Annotated in this window: 15 protein-coding genes and 1 tRNA gene; 12 read left to right on the forward strand and 4 right to left on the reverse strand. The window is 62.7% G+C overall.

All coding sequences use genetic code 11. The annotated features are described in order from the left end of the window. Positions 1–138: 138 nt before the first annotated feature. The 6 genes from ACQ7C1_RS22920 (at position 139) to hflX (ending at position 7650) form a co-directional block, all read left to right on the forward strand. A complete protein-coding gene (locus ACQ7C1_RS22920) occupies positions 139–1128 on the forward strand; it encodes a potassium channel beta subunit family protein (RefSeq protein WP_430959893.1) in 990 nt (329 codons plus the stop codon). Positions 1129–1342: 214 nt separating this feature from the next. Then, positions 1343–3613, forward strand: a complete 2271-nt coding sequence (locus ACQ7C1_RS22925; protein WP_430959894.1) for an ATP-binding protein — start codon at positions 1343–1345, stop codon at positions 3611–3613. Next, entirely contained in the window at positions 3603–4967 is a 1365-nt protein-coding gene (locus tag ACQ7C1_RS22930) for a sigma-54-dependent transcriptional regulator (protein ID WP_011425228.1), read from the forward strand. The genes ACQ7C1_RS22925 and ACQ7C1_RS22930 overlap by 11 nt, the downstream gene beginning before the upstream one ends. Positions 4968–5029: 62 nt before the next feature. After that, positions 5030–5893 carry a D-amino-acid transaminase gene (locus ACQ7C1_RS22935; protein ID WP_430959895.1) on the forward strand — a complete coding sequence of 288 codons (864 nt, stop codon included), beginning with the start codon at positions 5030–5032 and terminating at the stop codon, positions 5891–5893. A 111-nt stretch (positions 5894–6004) separates the two neighbouring features. Then, positions 6005–6247, forward strand: a complete 243-nt coding sequence (gene hfq / locus ACQ7C1_RS22940; RefSeq protein ID WP_003539403.1) for an RNA chaperone Hfq — start codon at positions 6005–6007, stop codon at positions 6245–6247. 77 nt (positions 6248–6324) lie between these two features. Then, a complete protein-coding gene (hflX, locus tag ACQ7C1_RS22945; RefSeq protein WP_430959896.1) occupies positions 6325–7650 on the forward strand; it encodes a GTPase HflX in 1326 nt (441 codons plus the stop codon). 196 nt (positions 7651–7846) lie between these two features. Here the strand turns inward: hflX and mazG are convergent, their stop codons facing one another. After that, entirely contained in the window at positions 7847–8713 is an 867-nt protein-coding gene (mazG, locus tag ACQ7C1_RS22950; protein ID WP_430959897.1) for a nucleoside triphosphate pyrophosphohydrolase, read from the reverse strand. Between the two features lie 19 nt (positions 8714–8732). Continuing rightward, a complete protein-coding gene (locus tag ACQ7C1_RS22955; RefSeq protein WP_430959898.1) occupies positions 8733–9320 on the reverse strand; it encodes a deaminase in 588 nt (195 codons plus the stop codon). Between the two features lie 268 nt (positions 9321–9588). Here ACQ7C1_RS22955 and cysG point away from each other — a divergent pair, with 268 nt between their 5' ends. Genes cysG through ACQ7C1_RS22980 form a run of 5 tightly spaced genes read left to right on the forward strand, consistent with a single transcriptional unit; the run spans position 9589 to position 14793 of the window. Further along, on the forward strand, positions 9589–11025 hold the full coding sequence (gene cysG, locus ACQ7C1_RS22960; RefSeq protein WP_430959899.1) for a siroheme synthase CysG: 1437 nt from the start codon (positions 9589–9591) through the stop codon (positions 11023–11025). 2 nt (positions 11026–11027) lie between these two features. Next, complete coding sequence (locus ACQ7C1_RS22965) at positions 11028–11342, forward strand: DUF2849 domain-containing protein (RefSeq protein WP_010014500.1); 315 nt, start codon at positions 11028–11030, stop codon at positions 11340–11342. An 8-nt stretch (positions 11343–11350) separates the two neighbouring features. After that, a complete protein-coding gene (locus ACQ7C1_RS22970; protein WP_430959900.1) occupies positions 11351–13021 on the forward strand; it encodes a nitrite/sulfite reductase in 1671 nt (556 codons plus the stop codon). A 10-nt stretch (positions 13022–13031) separates the two neighbouring features. Next, complete coding sequence (locus ACQ7C1_RS22975; RefSeq protein WP_430959901.1) at positions 13032–13544, forward strand: DUF934 domain-containing protein; 513 nt, start codon at positions 13032–13034, stop codon at positions 13542–13544. Positions 13545–13581: 37 nt separating this feature from the next. Continuing rightward, entirely contained in the window at positions 13582–14793 is a 1212-nt protein-coding gene (locus tag ACQ7C1_RS22980) for a UbiH/UbiF family hydroxylase (protein WP_430959902.1), read from the forward strand. Here the strand turns inward: ACQ7C1_RS22980 and ACQ7C1_RS22985 are convergent. Together ACQ7C1_RS22985 and ACQ7C1_RS22990 are read right to left on the reverse strand one after the other, a co-directional pair. Further along, the gene (locus tag ACQ7C1_RS22985; RefSeq protein WP_430959903.1) at positions 14761–15723 is read right to left on the reverse strand and encodes an AEC family transporter; all 963 of its coding nucleotides are present in this window, start codon (positions 15721–15723) and stop codon (positions 14761–14763) included. The genes ACQ7C1_RS22980 and ACQ7C1_RS22985 overlap by 33 nt on opposite strands. 45 nt (positions 15724–15768) lie before the next feature. Further along, positions 15769–16518: a cytochrome c biogenesis CcdA family protein gene (locus ACQ7C1_RS22990; protein ID WP_430959904.1), complete on the reverse strand. Its 750-nt coding sequence runs from the start codon at positions 16516–16518 to the stop codon at positions 15769–15771. A 212-nt stretch (positions 16519–16730) separates the two neighbouring features. Here ACQ7C1_RS22990 and ACQ7C1_RS22995 point away from each other — a divergent pair. Then, positions 16731–16806: transfer RNA gene (locus ACQ7C1_RS22995), tRNA-Lys, on the forward strand. Positions 16807–16932: the final 126 nt, after the last annotated feature.

The following is a 16932-nucleotide window of genomic DNA, read 5'->3' on the forward strand; positions in this document are numbered from 1 at the left end:
CTGTGGTAGCGGAACTGTTGCACCAGGCTCGCATATCGGTGTTCATGCCATAGATTAGAGCGGTCGGTCGCCGATCGATCGTGTGATGCCGGCCTCGGTTAACGGTCGGCGCATGTTCTAACCCGCGGGAGCTGCGTGATGGAATATCGTCGTTTGGGAAAATCGGGCTTGAAGGTGAGCGAGTTCTCCTTCGGCTCATGGGTCACTTTCGGCAAGCAGGTGAATGGCGGCGACGCCGTCGACCTCATGCGGCTTGCCTATGATAACGGGGTGAACTTCTTCGACAATGCCGAAGGCTATGAAAGCGGCAAGTCGGAGATCGTCATGGGCGAGGCGCTTAAGTCGCTTGGCTGGAGCCGGGACAGCTTTATCGTCTCCAGTAAGGTCTTCTGGGGAGGCCAGAAGCCGACGCAGCGCGGCCTGTCGCGCAAGCATGTGACCGATGCCTGCCATGCTGCGCTGAAGCGGCTTCAGGTCGACTACCTCGACCTCTATTTCTGCCACCGCCCTGATGTCGACACGCCGATCGAGGAAACGGTCCGGGCCATGCACGATCTCGTCGCGCAGGGCAAGGTGCTCTATTGGGGAACGTCGGAATGGTCCGCCCAGCAGCTGACCGAAGCCTACGCCGTTGCCCGGAACCTGCACATCACGCCCCCCACCATGGAGCAACCGCAATACAACATCTTCGAACGCCAGAAGGTCGAGGCCGATTATCTCCCGCTCTACGACCTGATCGGCCTCGGCACCACGATCTGGTCGCCGCTCGCCTCCGGTGTCTTGACCGGCAAATACAATAACGGCGTGCCGGCAGACAGCCGCATGAACCTGCCCGGCTATGAATGGCTGAAGGAAAGATGGTCGAGCGATGCCGGCCGCGCTCAGCTCCGACAAGTCGGCGAACTCGCAAAACTCGCCGACGAGATCGGCTTGTCGATCACCCATCTCGCGCTTTTGTGGTGCCTCGCCAATCCCCACGTTTCGACCGTTATTCTCGGGGCCTCGCGCGCCAGCCAGCTGCAGGATAATCTCGCGGCGCTTTCGCACAGGCACAAGCTCACGGCCGATGTCTTGGAGCGCATCGATGCGATTGCCGGAAACAAACCTGAGGGGCCGCGTCGCTTCTAGGCGAGTCGCCAAAACTGTGACGCTGCGGGTGCCTTGCCTTGACAACGTGACAAGCCGCGTTGCATTTTCGCCACAATGCGTTGCTTAAAGGTCACGCAAGGGTTTTGGACATTTCGCTCCCGATCGAGTCGTTCCGACGCTGGCTCTGCTGAGCCGGCGTTCTTTGGTTTCGATCGGATGGCGGGACGGCGGGTGCCGTCTGAAGAGAGGCCGAATGACGCAGGATGGGGTAGCGCCGGCGGCGGCGGGCGAGGCGGTGACGACGGTGACCGATCGCCGCGCGCTTTTCGCCGTGCCCGGCCTCGTGCTCGCCGGCGGCGCGCTTCTCTGCGCCACGATCACACTCTTCATACTGCTCGGCCTGACGCCGATCGCGCCGACTTCGCATGTCGTCATCACCTCGGTGATCGTCAATTCCTTCTTCGTCCTGACGCTGCTGGCGCTGATCGCCCGCGAGGTCGCAAGGCTGCTCAAGGCGCGCACCCGGGGCAGGGCGGCCGCGCGCCTGCACATCCGGATCGTCGTGCTCTTCTCGATCGTCGCGATCACGCCGGCGATCCTCGTCGCCATCTTCGCCAGCATCACGCTCAATGCCGGCCTCGATCGCTGGTTTGCGCTGCGCACCCAGTCGATCGTCAGCTCGTCGCGCAATATTGGCCAGGCCTATATGATGGAGAACGCCAGCTACCTGCAGGGGCAGACGGTCTCCATGGCCAACGACCTGGAGCGCAACCGCGCTCTCTACAGTCTCGACAGGACGGGATTCGCCGAACTGATGACGCGCCAGGCAAGGGGCCGCGGCCTGCTCGGCGCCTTCCTCGTCGAAAGCGACGGTTCGGTGGTCGTCCAGGCTGATATCGCCACGGAAAAGCCTTTGCCGGCCATTCCGCAGGACGCGTTGCAAAAGGCGGCGGCCGGACAGCCGACGCTGATCCCGCCCGGCGTCACCAACCTCGTCGGCGCCATCATCAAGCTTGACGCCATCCAGGGCACGTTTCTCTATACGGTGCGCGCGGTCGATCCCAAGGTCATGGGCGCCATGCGCATGATGGAAGAGAACGCCACCGAATATCGCTCGATGGAAGCCAACCGCTTCTCGCTGCAGATCGCCTTCGCCGTGCTCTATATCGGCTTCGCGCTGATCGTGCTGCTTGCGGCGATCTGGACGGCAATTGCCGTCGCCGACCGCATCGTCCGGCCGATCCGCCTGCTGATCACCGCGGCCGACAGCGTTGCATCGGGCAATATGGATATCGTCGTGCCGGTGCATGCCGTCGATGGCGACGTCGCCAATCTGTCGCGCACCTTCAACAAGATGATCTCGGAAATCCGCACCCAGCGCGACGAGATCCTCGAGGCCAAGGACGAGGTCGACGACCGCCGGCGCTTCATCGAAGCGGTTTTGTCCGGCGTTACCGCCGCCGTTATCGGCGTCGAACAGGATCGCCGCATCGCCATCGTCAACAGTTCGGCCGAGACGCTGATGTCGCTGTCGGCCGACGAGATGCTCGGCAAGCAGCTGGCCGACATCGCGCCCGAGGTCGACCAGGTGCTGACCGAGGCGGCGGTGCGACATCGCGGCGATTTCCGCAAGCAGATCGCCCTGGTGCGCGGCGGCACGGTGAGAACGCTGAGCGTGCAGGTCACCCGCGAGGAAGTGCGCGATATGAGCGAATCCTACGTGATCACGCTCGACGATATCACCGATCTCGTCATCGCCCAGCGCTCGACGGCCTGGGGCGACGTGGCGAGGCGCATTGCCCATGAGATCAAGAATCCGCTGACGCCGATCCAGCTGTCCGCCGAGCGCATTCAGCGCCGCTACGGCAAGCAGATCAACCAGGACGACCGCACCGTCTTCGATCAGTGCACCGATACGATCATCCGCCAGGTCGGCGATATCGGCCGTATGGTCGACGAATTCTCCGCTTTCGCCCGCATGCCGAAGCCGACCAAGGAGCCGAGCGACCTGCGCGACATCCTGCGTGACGCGATCTTCCTGCGCGAGATGGGCAATCATCACGTCACCTTCCTCTCGGAGTTCGGCGATAAGCCGCTGGAGGGCCTGTTCGACAGTCGCATGCTCGGCCAGGCTTTCGGCAATCTGATTAAGAACGCCGTGGAATCGCTGGAAGCCGTTCCGAGCGACGAGCGCGACGAGCGCAAGGTCCTCGTGCGCGCCGCGCTCGATGCGGCCCGCGACCGTTTCACCGTCGACGTCATCGACAATGGTCGCGGCCTGCCGGTGGAAAACCGCCACAGCATTCTGGAACCTTATATGACGATGCGCGAGAAGGGCACCGGCCTCGGCCTCGCCATCGTCAAGAAGATCATCGAGGAACATGGCGGGCAGCTCGAGCTGCACGATGCGCCCGCCGATTTTGACCGGGGAAGAGGGGCCATGATCCGCGTGCATCTGCCACGCCTGGAGCCAGCGCCCGCCGCTCCCGCAGCCAATGACAAGGAAAGCGCTTATGGCCTCTGATATTCTCGTCGTCGATGACGAGCACGATATTCGCGAGATCGTTTCCGGCATTCTCTCCGACGAGGGCCATGAGACACGCACGGCCCATGACAGCGACAGCGCACTGGCGGCGATATCAGATCGCGTGCCGCGGCTGATCTTCCTCGATATCTGGATGCAGGGCAGCAAGCTCGACGGCCTGTCGCTGCTCGACGAGATCAAGACCCGTCATCCCGATCTGCCCGTCGTGATGATCTCAGGCCACGGCAACATCGAAACCGCGGTCTCGGCGATCAAGCGCGGCGCTTTCGATTTCATCGAAAAGCCCTTCAAGGCCGACCGGCTGATCCTGATCGCCGAACGCGCTCTGGAAAATTCAAAGCTCAAGCGCGAGGTTTCCGAGCTGAAGCGGCGCACTGGCGACGCCCTGGAGCTGATCGGCACCTCGGTCGCCGTCTCGCAGCTGCGCCAGACGATCGAGAAAGTGTCGCCGACCAACAGCCGCATCATGATCCTCGGCGCGTCCGGTTCCGGCAAGGAGCTGGTAGCGCGAATGATCCACAAGAAGTCGGCCCGCGCCAACGGCCCGTTTGTCGCGCTCAACGCCGCCAACATCACGCCCGATCGGATGGAGGTGGCGCTCTTCGGCACCGAGGGCACGCCCGGCCAGGCGCGCAAGATCGGCGCGCTCGAGGAGGCCCATCGCGGCATCCTCTATCTCGACGAGGTCGGCGAGATGCCGCGCGAGACCCAGAACAAGATCCTGCGTGTGCTCGTCGATCAGCAGTTCGAGAGGGTCGGCGGATCCAAGCGCGTCAAGGTCGACGTCCGCATCATTTCCTCGACCGCCTATAATCTCGAAAGCCGCATCGCCGAAGGCTGGTTCCGCGAGGATCTCTATCATCGCCTGGCCGTCGTGCCGGTGCGCGTGCCGCAACTTGCCGAGCGGCGCGAGGACATTCCCTTCCTCGTCGACCAGCTGATGCGCCAGATATCAGAACAGGCCGGCATTCGTCCGCGCCGCATCGGCGACGACGCCATGGCGGTGCTGCAGGCGCATGACTGGCCGGGTAATATCCGCCAGTTGCGCAACAATATCGAGCGGCTGATGATCCTTGCCCGCACCGACGGCCCAGATACGCCGATCACCGCCGACATGCTGCCGACCGACCTCGGCGACATGCTGCCCAAGGTTTCGGCCAAGAACGATTATCACATCATGACGCTGCCGCTGCGCGAAGCCCGCGAGATGTTCGAGAAGGATTATCTGATCGCCCAGATCAACCGCTTCGGCGGCAATATCTCGCGCACCGCCGAGTTCGTCGGCATGGAGCGCTCGGCGCTGCACCGCAAGCTGAAGTCGCTCGGCGTCTGATCCTGTCGGCGCGGCCCGCCGCCGCGCCGCGTCCTTCCCGCATCCCGAAGACCAGGTTTCCCATGCCGAGAATCGCCTATGTGAACGGCCGCTATGTCAAGCATTCCGATGCCAGCGTGCATATTGAGGATCGCGGCTACCAGTTCGCCGACGGCGTCTATGAGGTGTGCGAGATCCGCCACGGCTATATCGTCGACCTTACCCGCCATCTGAACCGTCTCGACCGTTCGCTTGGGGAACTCAGCATCGCCTGGCCGATGAGCCGGGCCGCACTGACGCAGGTTATTCGCGAGACGCTGCGCCGCAACCATGTCCGCAACGGGCTCTTCTACCTGCAGGTGACGCGCGGTGTCGCCCGCCGCGACCATGTCTTCCCGGCCGAGGGCACGCCGCCCTCGCTCGTCATCACCGCCAAGAGCACCGATCCGAAGATCGTCGCCGCCAAGAATGCCAACGGCATCAAGGCGATCACTGTCACCGACAACCGCTGGGACCGCGTTGACATCAAATCGGTCGGCCTGCTGCCGAATGCCATGGCCCGCCAGCAGGCCAAGGAAGCCGGCGCTCAGGAGGCGATCTATGTCGACGGCGACGGCATGGTAAAAGAAGGGGCGGCGACCAATGTCTGGATGGTCGATTCGGATGGAACGCTGATAACTCGGCCGGCCGAGCACGGCATCCTGCGGGGCATCACCCGCACCACTTTGATCGATGTCGCGGCCAAGCTCGGATTGCCGATCGCAGAGCGGAATTTCTCTGTTTCCGAAATGCTCGCGGCCCGCGAGGTCTTCCTCACTGCAGCCACAAGCATCTGTTTTCCGGTCGTTTCCGTCGATGGCCTGCCTATTGCCAACGGCCATCCGGGCAGCGTCTCGCAGAAAATCCGCGAAGCCTTTTTCGACGTTGCGGAAAAGATTGCGATTTGATACCAAGATTTGCTGGACTGGCGGAACGAGGGTGCTGCCGGTCTTGCATGGAGAGGTTGATTGATATTCTACCGGCCAACTCGGGTCGGCAATAAAGAAAGAAGCGGCGCGATGGCGGAACGTTCTCAGAATCTGCAGGACTTATTTCTCAATACTGTTCGCAAGCAAAAGATTTCCCTGACAATCTTTCTGATCAACGGCGTGAAACTCACCGGCGTTGTTACTTCCTTCGACAATTTCTGTGTTCTGCTTCGCCGTGACGGCCACTCGCAGCTCGTGTATAAACATGCGATCTCGACGATCATGCCCGGTCAGCCGATGCAGATGTTCGAGAGTGAAGAAGCCGCGTCCTAACAGGATCAGCCGTCATTTCGACACGCGATACCAAGAACGATTCGATCATCCCTGAGGCCGCCAAGCACAGGGACGATATGCGCGCGACAGTCGTCGTGCCGGTTCTGAAATCGCGCAGCCGCGGCGGCCAGACCGAATCGGCCTCGACCCGCACCCCGGAAAGCCGGCTCGAAGAGGCGACCGGCCTTGCCCAGGCGATCGACCTTGATGTCGTCAACGGATCGATCGTGCCGGTCAATGATCCCAGACCGGCGACGCTGCTGGGCACCGGCAAGATCGAGGAGATAAAGGCGCTGCTCGACGAGCGCGATTCCGGTCTCGTCATCGTCGATCATCCGCTGACGCCGGTGCAGCAGCGCAATCTCGAAAAGGAATGGAACGCCAAGGTTATCGACCGCACGGGCCTGATCCTCGAAATCTTCGGGCGCCGCGCCTCCACCAAGGAAGGCACGCTGCAGGTCGATCTGGCCCATCTGAATTATCAGAAGGGCCGGCTGGTCCGCAGCTGGACCCACCTCGAACGCCAGCGCGGCGGTGGCGGTTTCATGGGTGGCCCCGGCGAAACTCAGATCGAAGCCGACCGGCGGTTGCTGCAGGACCGCATCATCAAGCTCGAACGCGAGCTGGAGCAGGTCGTGCGCACCCGCCAGCTGCACAGGGCGAAGCGACGCAAGGTGCCGCATCCGATCGTGGCGCTCGTCGGTTACACCAATGCCGGCAAATCGACTCTCTTCAACCGCATTACCGGCGCCGGCGTGCTGGCCGAAGACATGCTCTTTGCCACGCTCGACCCGACGCTGCGCCGCATGAAGCTGCCGCATGGCCGCACCGTCATTCTGTCCGACACAGTCGGTTTCATCTCGGACCTGCCGACCCATCTCGTCGCCGCCTTCCGTGCCACCCTGGAAGAGGTGCTGGAAGCAGACCTCATCCTGCACGTCCGCGACATGTCCGATCCCGACAATCAGGCGCAGAGCTCCGATGTGATGCGCATTCTCGGCGACCTCGGCATTGACGAGGCCGAAGCGGAGAAGCGGCTGATCGAGGTGTGGAACAAGATCGACCGGCTGGAGCCTGAGGTTCACGACGCCATGGTGCAGAGGGCGACCGGCGCCAGTAACGTCATCGCAGTGTCGGCCGTCAGCGGCGAGGGCGTCGACACGCTGATGGAAGAGATCAGCCGTAGGCTCTCCGGCGTGATGACCGAAACGACGATCCGCCTTCCCGTCGACAAGCTGGCGCTGCTGCCCTGGCTTTACGACCACGCGATCGTCGACGGCCGCGAGGACAATGAGGACGGCTCCATCACGCTCGACCTGCGTCTGTCGGAAACCGAGGCCGCCGAACTCGAACGCCGCATCGGCAACGGCCCGAAGCCTGCGAAGGAAGATTGGGAGCGGTGAGGTTGGCGCCTGGCGCTATGCCACTGCTGTTGGTGTGCCGATTGGCTGCCCCTCACCCTAGCCCTCTCCCCGTAAACGGGGCGAGGGGACGTGCCCTGCGAGAGGTGGCGAGGAACCGAGAGGTTGCGGCTATCTCCCTTCGCCCCGCGAGCGGGGAGAAGGTGGCGGCAGCCGGATGAGGGGCAGATTTCGGCGATCAGCCGAAATCCCGCGAACCTTCACCCACCCCAGCCATAACAGCCCGTTCGATCGCCTTGGCCGCCTGCCAGATCTCCTCCATCCGCTCCAGCGTCGCATCTTCAAGCGTCTCGCCTTCCGCTTCAAGAACCTGTTCTATATGATTGAAGCGCCGGCGGAATTTCGTGTTGGTCCCCCGCAGCGCTTGTTCCGGATCGGCCTTCACATGCCGTCCTATGTTGACCACCGCGAAAATCAGGTCACCGAGTTCGTCGCTGACCTTTGCCCGGTCTCCCTCCCGAAGTGCAGCTCGTAATTCTCCGATCTCTTCCTCGATCTTGTCGAGGATCGGCTCGGGGGCCGACCAGTCGAAGCCGACTTTGGCGGCGCGTTCCTGCAGCTTCAGCGCCTCGGTCAGAGCCGGAAAACTGCGCTGCACCGAGCCAAGGAAGCCACCCTTGAAATCCTCGGTGATGCCGCGCCTGGCCCGGCGCTCGGCGCGCTCGCGTTTTTCGGCCTGCTTGATTTCGTCCCATTGGATCTTCACTGCATCAGGTGTATCGGCGGCCGAGCGGGCAAAGACGTGCGGGTGGCGGCGGATCATTTTGGTGGTGATGGCGTTGACCACGTCGCCGAAGGAAAATTCGCCGGCTTCCTCGGCCATGCGGGCGTGGAAGACCACCTGCAGCAGCAGGTCGCCGAGTTCGTCGCAAAGATCGTCCATATCGCCGCGCTCGATCGCGTCGGAGACCTCATAGGCTTCCTCGATCGTATAGGGCTTGATCGTTTCGAAGGTCTGCTCGATGTCCCAGGGGCAACCGGTCTCGGGATGGCGTAGCGCTGCCATGATATCGATCAGTCGCGAAATATCTTTCGAAGGTTCCATGTTGCCTCGGTTGGCCGCCTCAGTTCAGGGGAATGTCGTTGTCGCTCTTCGACGATTGATAGGTGGAAGACAGCGTGTCGTAGCGCGCCTTGATGCGGGCGGTCTGCGCCTTCAGCGCCATTTTCCGAGAAACCTCCTCGGTCTCGACCAGATCGGCGATGGCAAAACTGTTCCAGAAGGCGTTTTGCCTGCGATAGCCGCCGGGTTCAAGCCCGAAGACTTCCTTCAGGATCTTCAGGTCATGCGGAATGGCGAAGGCATCGCGGGAATCCTCGTGGCTGAAGAAGTAGTAGAAATTGTCGAAGCCCGCCCAGGTGATCGCCGACATGCACATGGTGCAGGGTTCGTGCGTCGACAGGAAGATCAGCTCCTTGGTCGCCGGCTTGTCGCCAAGCTCGTAGAAGCGCTTCAGCGTATGCACCTCGCCATGCCAGAGCGGATTGTCGAGCTCGTTATTGGTCTCGGCGACGACGAGCGACAGATCGGATTTGCGCAGGATCGCCGCGCCGAACACCTTGTTGCCCAAGGAGACGCCGCGTTCGGTCAGCGGCAGGATATCATTCTCGATAACCGAAAGCAGGCGGGCGGCAATGGTCTTGTCGGGCATTTATGGTCTCCGGTTTTGCCCCAGTCTATCGCCTTGGCGGCACGAGCGAAATGCGGCAAACGCCGGTGGACGTTGTTTGTCACAGGCTTTACACTGCACCGCAACAAAGAGAGTGGGAACAGGTGGTTGTCGTCAGCACGGTTGACTTTTCTCAAATCGCCGATGAGGCGAGCAAAAGAATACGCGCTTGCCCGGGCTTTCGGATTTCTGTTCCTTCAATCGCTTGTCGATCACGGGCATATTCTGGCAACTTCGAAGTGGATTGGTAATGTCTCCCAAGACTGAGCAGCTTTCGGTATTTCCAGCCTTCTTTCGCGTGGAAGGCCAGAAGACGGCTGTCTTCGGCAATGGCGACGAGGCTTTCGCCAAGGTGCGGCTGCTCTTGAACACAAGGGCAAGGATCGTCGCCTATACCGACCGGCCGCAAGCCGATTATCATGCTTTCCTGATCGCCAATCGCATCGAGACGGTGCGCGCCGGCTTTTCCGCCGGCCAGGTCGAGGGTGCGGCCCTGGTCTTTGCCGCCACCGGCGATGAGGCCGAAGATCGCCGCATCGTCGACGCCGCGCGTGCCGCGAAGATCCCGGCCAATGCCGTCGATCAGCCCGATTACTGCGATTTCTTCACGCCGGCGCTCGTCAATCGCGCTCCGGTCGCCGTTGCGATCGGCACTGAAGGGGCAGGGCCGGTGCTGGCGCAGATGATCCGCGCCCAGATCGATCAGCTGCTTTCACCCTCCCTCGGTCGACTTGCCGGTCTGGCGACAAGCTATCGCAGGGCGGTCGAACAATTGGTTCCCCGCGGTGTTTCTCGCCGCGTCTTCTGGCGCCGCTTCTTCTCCGGTCCCGTTGCCGATGCGGTCGCCAACGGCAACCTGCCGCAGGCGCAGAATGCCGCCGACCGGTTGCTGCGCTCGATGGACAAGGTCGCCGGCCATGTCTGGCTTGTCGGCGCCGGTCCGGGGGCTGAAGATCTGCTGACGCTGCGCGCCCAGCGCGTGATGATGGAAGCCGATGTCATCGTCTACGATGCGCTCGTGCCGCAGACAATCGTCGATATGGGCCGCCGCGATGCCGAGCGGCTTTCCGTCGGCAAACGCAAGGGCTGCCATTCGAAGTCCCAGGAAGAGATCAACGAGCTGCTCGTCGAACTCGGCCGTCAGGGCAAGCGCGTCGTCCGCTTGAAATCGGGCGATCCGCTGGTCTATGGCCGGGCAGGGGAAGAAATGGCGGCGTTGCGCGCCGCCGGCGTCACCTATGAGGTCGTGCCCGGCATCACCTCGGCCTTCGCTGCCGCTGCCGATTTCGAGCTGCCGCTGACGCTGCGCGGTGTCGCCTCCTCGCTCGTCTTCACGACAGGCCATGATCTCACCGGCGACGTGCTGCCCGATTGGGCAAGCCTTGCCGTCTCGGGCGCGACGATCGCCGTTTACATGGGCCGCACGGTTGCCGCCTCGGTCGCCGAGCGGCTGATGCAGGCCGGCATTTCCTCCGAGACAACCGTCGCCGTCATCGAGAATGCCAGCCGCACCGAGCGCCGGCTGCTGCATGGCACGCTCGCCGATCTGCCCGATCTGCAGCACCGCGACGAGCTGACTGGCCCTGTGATGGTCATTATCGGCGATGCGGTCGCCGGCGCCAATTTCGAACTGTCCGAGCCGCTGATGCGCGAGAACGCCCGGCTCGAGGAACTTGCAAGGAGCTGAATATGGGTGACAAGGTCCTGACCGCCAACCGGCTGACGGACGGCATTGCCGTCTGGCTGGATGCCAACGGCAAATGGTCGACCTCGCTGCAGGAGGCGCTTGTCGCCCGTCACAACGAAGCCGTCGAAGCACTGGAAGCCATTGGCAAAAAGTCCTATGCCGATAATGAGGTCGTTGACGTGGCCGTCGTCGACGTCCAGGAAACCAACGGCATTCTCTGGCCGCTTCGCCTTCGCGAGCGCATCCGCGCGCAAGGGCCGACCATGGAATACGCACCGGGCTACGCTCCTGCCGATCCCGAATTCATTGCAGTCTGAGGAAGACGATGTACCGTTACGACGAATTTGATCATGCCTTTGTCAGCGAGCGCGTCGAGCAGTTCCGCGACCAGGTTCAGCGCCGCCTTTCCGGCGAGCTGGCCGAGGATGCGTTCAAGCCGCTGCGCCTGATGAACGGCGTCTACCTGCAGCTTCATGCCTATATGCTGCGCATCGCCATTCCCTACGGCACGCTGAGCGCGCGCCAGCTGCGCATGCTCGCCCATATCGCCCGCACCTATGACCGTGGCTATGGCCACTTCACCACGCGCCAGAACCTGCAGTTCAACTGGCCGAAGCTGTCTGACATTCCCGATGCGCTGGCCGATCTGGCAAGCGTCGAGATGCATGCGCTGCAGACCTCGGGCAACTGCATCAGAAACGTTACCGCCGACCACTTCGCCGGGGCTGCCGCCGACGAGATCGCCGATCCCAGGCCCTATGCGGAAATCCTGCGCCAGTGGTCGTCCGTTCATCCGGAATTCTCCTTCCTGCCGCGCAAGTTCAAGATCGCCGTCACAGGCGCTGAGCGCGACCGCGCCGCAATTCAGGTCCATGATATCGGCCTGCATCTGAAGAAGAACGACAAGGGCGAGATCGGCTTTGCCGTCTATGTCGGCGGTGGCCAGGGCCGCACGCCGATGATCGCCAAGCTGATCCGCGACTTCCTGCCCGAGGAAGACCTGCTCTCCTACACCACCGCCATCGTGCGCGTGTACAATCTGCACGGAAGGCGCGACAACAAGTACAAGGCTCGCATCAAGATCCTCGTGCATGAGACCGGTGCGGAGGAACTAACGCGCCAGGTGGAGGCCGAATTCGCGGCCTTGAAGGATACGGAACTCAAGCTGCCGGAAAAGGACGTGCAGGCGATCGCCGCTTATTTCGCGCCGCCTGATCTGCCCGCCCGCGCCGAGGGCTGGGAAAACCTCGCCCGCTGGAAGAAGGCCGATCCGGCTTTCGCCCGCTGGGTCCAGCAGAATGTGCAGCCGCACAAGAACCCCGATTACGGCATGGTGACGATCTCGCTGAAGCCGATCGGCGGCATCCCGGGCGATGCCACCGACGCGCAGATGGATGCGGTCGCCGATCTTGCCGAGGAATATGCCTTCGACGAAATCCGCGTCAGCCATGAGCAGAACCTGATCCTGCCGCATGTGGCGTTGGCTGATCTCGAAGCGGTCTATCGCGGCCTCGTCGCCATCAATCTGGCCGAAGCCAATGCCGGCCTGATCACTGACATTATTGCCTGTCCAGGGCTGGACTATTGCGCGCTTGCCAATGCGCGCTCCATTCCGGTCGCGCAGGAAATCTCCCGCCGTTTCGGCAATCCCGAACGCCAGGCTGAGATCGGCGAACTGAAGATCAAGATCTCCGGCTGCATCAATGCCTGCGGCCATCACCATGTCGGCCATATCGGCCTGCTCGGTGTCGAGAAGAAGGGCGCCGAACTCTACCAGATCACGCTTGGCGGTTCGGGCGACGAACATACCTCGATCGGCGAAACCATCGGCCGCGGCTTCGAGCCGGACCGGGTGACGGATGCGATCGAGACGATCGTCGACACCTATCTCGGCCTGCGGCTTGATCCGTCCGAAACCTTCCTCGCCGCCTATCGCCGCGTCGGGCCGCAGCCTTTCAAGGATGCGCTCTACGGCTCGGCCGCCGAAGCGGCATAAGGAGGGGATGATGACGAAGATCTGGAGAGAAACCGGTTTTGTCGACAACGATCCCTGGGTGATCGAAACCGATGAGGTGAAGGCATCAGGCGAGCAGAAGCCGCTGCTCGGCCTCGACGAGCTGATCGCCAGGGCCGACGAGAGCAATGATGTCGGCCTCGGCGTGCTGATCAAGCCGGCAGACGACGTGCGCCGGCTCGAGCCCTACCTCGACCGCCTTGCAATCGTGGCGGTCGCCTTTCCCGCCTTCAACGACGGCCGCGCCTTCAGCCATGCCTCGCTGCTGCGCCAGCGTCTGGGTTACGGCAACGAGCTGCGCGCCGTCGGCGACGTGCTGATCGATCAGGTGCCGCTGATGCTGCGCGTCGGCATCGACAGCTTTGCCGTGACCAACGCCACGGCGCTGAAGCGGCTCGCCGAAAATCGTCTGCCCGCCATTCCCCATCATTATCAGCCGGCGGTGCGTGACGCCGAAGCCGGCAAGGGCTATAGTTGGCGCCGTCAGGCGAAGCCGGCCGCATAAGCGACGGGTCCGCCGTTTTACGATGGCGGAATATAGCATGAAGACATTCGAAATCGCGGTGATCGGTGGCGGGCTCGCCGGCATGATCGCCGCCATTGCGCTTGGCCGCGGCGGCCGCAGCGTGGCTCTGGTGGCTCCTGTTGCTGCAAAGGAGGACCAGCGCACCACGGCGTTGATGGATCAGTCGATCCGCTTCCTCGATCGCCTGACGCTCTGGGCAAAACTGAGGTCGGCGGCAGCCCCGCTGACCAGCATGCGAATCATCGACGGCACCGACCGGCTGCTGCGCGCGCCAACCACCACCTTCCGCGCCGCCGAGGTCGGTCTTGATGCCTTCGGCTATAATTTCCCCAACAAGGTGCTGACCGATATCCTCGAAGCGGCCACGGCCGGCGAGGGCAATATCACCCGCTTCACCGATATGGCCGAGTCGATCGACATCTCCGCCGAGCGAGTGTCGCTCACGCTTGCCGGCGGCGAGGTGCTGACGGCCGATTTTGCCGTTGGCGCCGACGGCCGCGGCTCGAAGCTGCGCGAGGCGGCAGGTATCGGCGTGCGCAACTGGTCCTACCCGCAATCGGCGATGGTGCTGAACTTCGCCCATTCGCTGCCGCACCAAAATATCTCCAGTGAATTCCACACCAAACACGGCCCTTTCACCCAGGTGCCGCTGCCGGGTAGCCGCTCCAGCCTTGTCTGGGTGCAGGATCCCGCCGACGCGGCCGCCCGCATGGAGTTGTCGCTGGCCGAACTGGGCTCTCTCGTTGAGACCCAGATGCAGTCCATGCTGGGCAAGGTGAGCGTTGAGGAAGGTGTGCAGGTCTGGCCGCTCTCTGGCATGATGGCTCATCGTTTCGGCAAAGGGCGCATCGCGCTGATCGGCGAGGCCGCCCATGTTTTCCCGCCGATCGGGGCGCAGGGGCTGAACCTCAGCCTGCGCGATATCATGGCGCTCACCGATATCCTCTGCGACCGGGCGGAATTGCCGCTGCCGGCCGATGCCGGCGAAAGCTTCGACCGCCGTCGCCGCGCCGATATCATGACGCGCACGGCGAGCGTCGATCTGCTCAACCGCTCGCTGCTCTCGGATTTCCTCCCCGTTCAGATGCTGCGCGCTGCCGGCCTTCATATTCTCTCGGCCATTCCGCCGCTGCGCAACCTGGTCATGCGCGAGGGCATCGAGCCCGGCCGGGGCTTTCGCGATATTCCGGATTCGTTAAAGCAAAAGCTGAAGCGGAAGAAGGCCTGAGCGGATCGCGATCAGCCAGAGCGAAACGCTGGCCACCGAAAGCACGGTAGTGATCAGGATCGTCGCCGAGGCACGCTCTTGCCAGACGCCATATTGCTGGCCGATGACGAAGACATTGGTGGCCGTCGGCAGGCAGGCGAGCAGCACGGCCGCCTGGATCCAGACCGGCTCGAAACCGCCGATAACAGTCAGCGCCACAAAAACCAAAATCGGGTGCAGGATCAGCTTCGCCGGCACAATATAGGAAATCTCCGCCGGAATCCGCTTCAGCGGCCTCAGAGCCAGCGTCACGCCCATGGCGAACAGCGCACAGGGCGCGGCCGCCTGGGCGAGGTAGTCGACGAGGCGCTGTAACGCCAGCGGCTGATCGATGTGGAAGGCGGCGACGGCAAAACCTGCCGCGGTCGACAGGATGAAGGGATGCAGCGCCACCTTGCGGGCAATGTCGGCGGCAAGCCGGCCAGCCGAACGCTTGTCGTCGCCGGCTGCCGCCATCAGTGCCGGCGCCACGATGAAGTGCAGCGCGTTCTCGAAGCAGATGATCAGCGCCACCGGCACTGCAGCGCCTTCGCCGAGCGCCAGCAGCGCCAGCCCCGGCCCCATATAACCGATATTGCCATAGGCGCCGGCAAAGGACTGGATGGTGCATTCATCAAGCGGATTGCCGCGCACGAAACGGCCGATAACAAAGAGCAGGATGAAGACCGCATAGGTCGCGGCGATATCGGTGACGATGAAATCGATCCGCGTCAGTTCTTCGATCGGCGTGCGCGAGACGAGCTTGAAGAACAAGGCGGGCAGGGCGGCATAAATGATGAAGGTGTTCAGCCACCCGAGCGCCTCGGCCGGCTGCTTCGTCGCCTTGGCGGCGGCATAACCGATCAGGATCAGGCCGAAGAATGGCAGCAGCAGGCTGATGATGTCGGCCAAGGAAAAGTCCGGTTGCGCGGGATGGTTGGCGGGGAAGAATCTCTTCTAGCCGATTTGCATCAGGATCGGAAAGGTCTGCTGGAACCAGATCGCCACATCGCTGACCCAGCCGAACAGGAACGCGAGGCCGGTGAGGATGAGGAAGACGCCCATCACCTTTTCCACCGTGCTGAGATGGCGGCGGAAGCGTGATAGGAAGCGCATGAAGGCGCCGGAAAAGCCGGCGGCGATCCAGAAGGGGATGGCAAGACCGAGCGAATAGATGGCAAGCAGCCCGGCGCCGGAGACGACCGTCTCGCGCGAGGCGGCGACGCCGAGGATGGCGCCGAGCACCGGACCGATGCAGGGCGTCCAGCCGAAGGCGAAGGCGAGGCCCATGACATAGGCGCCCGTCAGCGTCGCCGGCTTGCCGCCGCCCTGGAAGCGCGCCTCGCGGGCAAGCAGGCCGATTCGGAAGAGGCCGAGGAAATTCAGCCCCATGACGATGATAACAAGCCCGCCGATCTTGGAGAGCAGGTCGAGATGCTGGCGAAGCGCCATGCCGATGCTCGACGCACCGGCCCCGAGCGCCACGAAGACGGTGGCAAAGCCGAGCGTGAAGAGCAGCGCCGAAAACAGCACGCCGCGCCTGATATCAGGCGAGACCGCCACCGCGCCGCCGCCGCGGAACTGTTCTACCGATATGCCGGCCATATAGCACAGATAGGGAGGGACGAGGGGAAGCACGCAGGGCGAAAGAAAGGAAAGCGCCCCTGCCAACAACGCGCTCCACAGGGAAATATCGGCAATCGACACGCATTCTCTCCGGCTGCAATCTGCGTCCTGTTCCTAGCGTCGCAGGCCCGGGATTGCCAATCACCTTTTTGCGTGGGCGAGAAATCTGCCTTTGCGCGCCAGAGAAATGTGCCCTACCTTTGCAAAAAGCCGAATTTTTCGGTTGACCGCAATCGGTCACCTGCCTATGTTCCGCCCACTTCCAGCCGGGGTGCGTCACACCCGCGGAGAGGGAGAGCGTAGCTCAGCCGGTAGAGCAACTGACTTTTAATCAGTAGGTCTCGGGTTCGAACCCCGACGCTCTCACCAAAATATATCAAGAAAAGCAGAGCCTTAAGTCGTAACATAGAAGCGCCGGAAAAGGCGGCTTTCGAATTTGGGCGCACTTTTGGGCGCAAGCCTTGTTTCCGGCTGTGCCCAAATCGTGGCATTCTC

The sequence above is a fragment of the Rhizobium sp. Nf11,1 genome (assembly GCF_050587665.1).
Classification (GTDB): domain Bacteria; phylum Pseudomonadota; class Alphaproteobacteria; order Rhizobiales; family Rhizobiaceae; genus Rhizobium.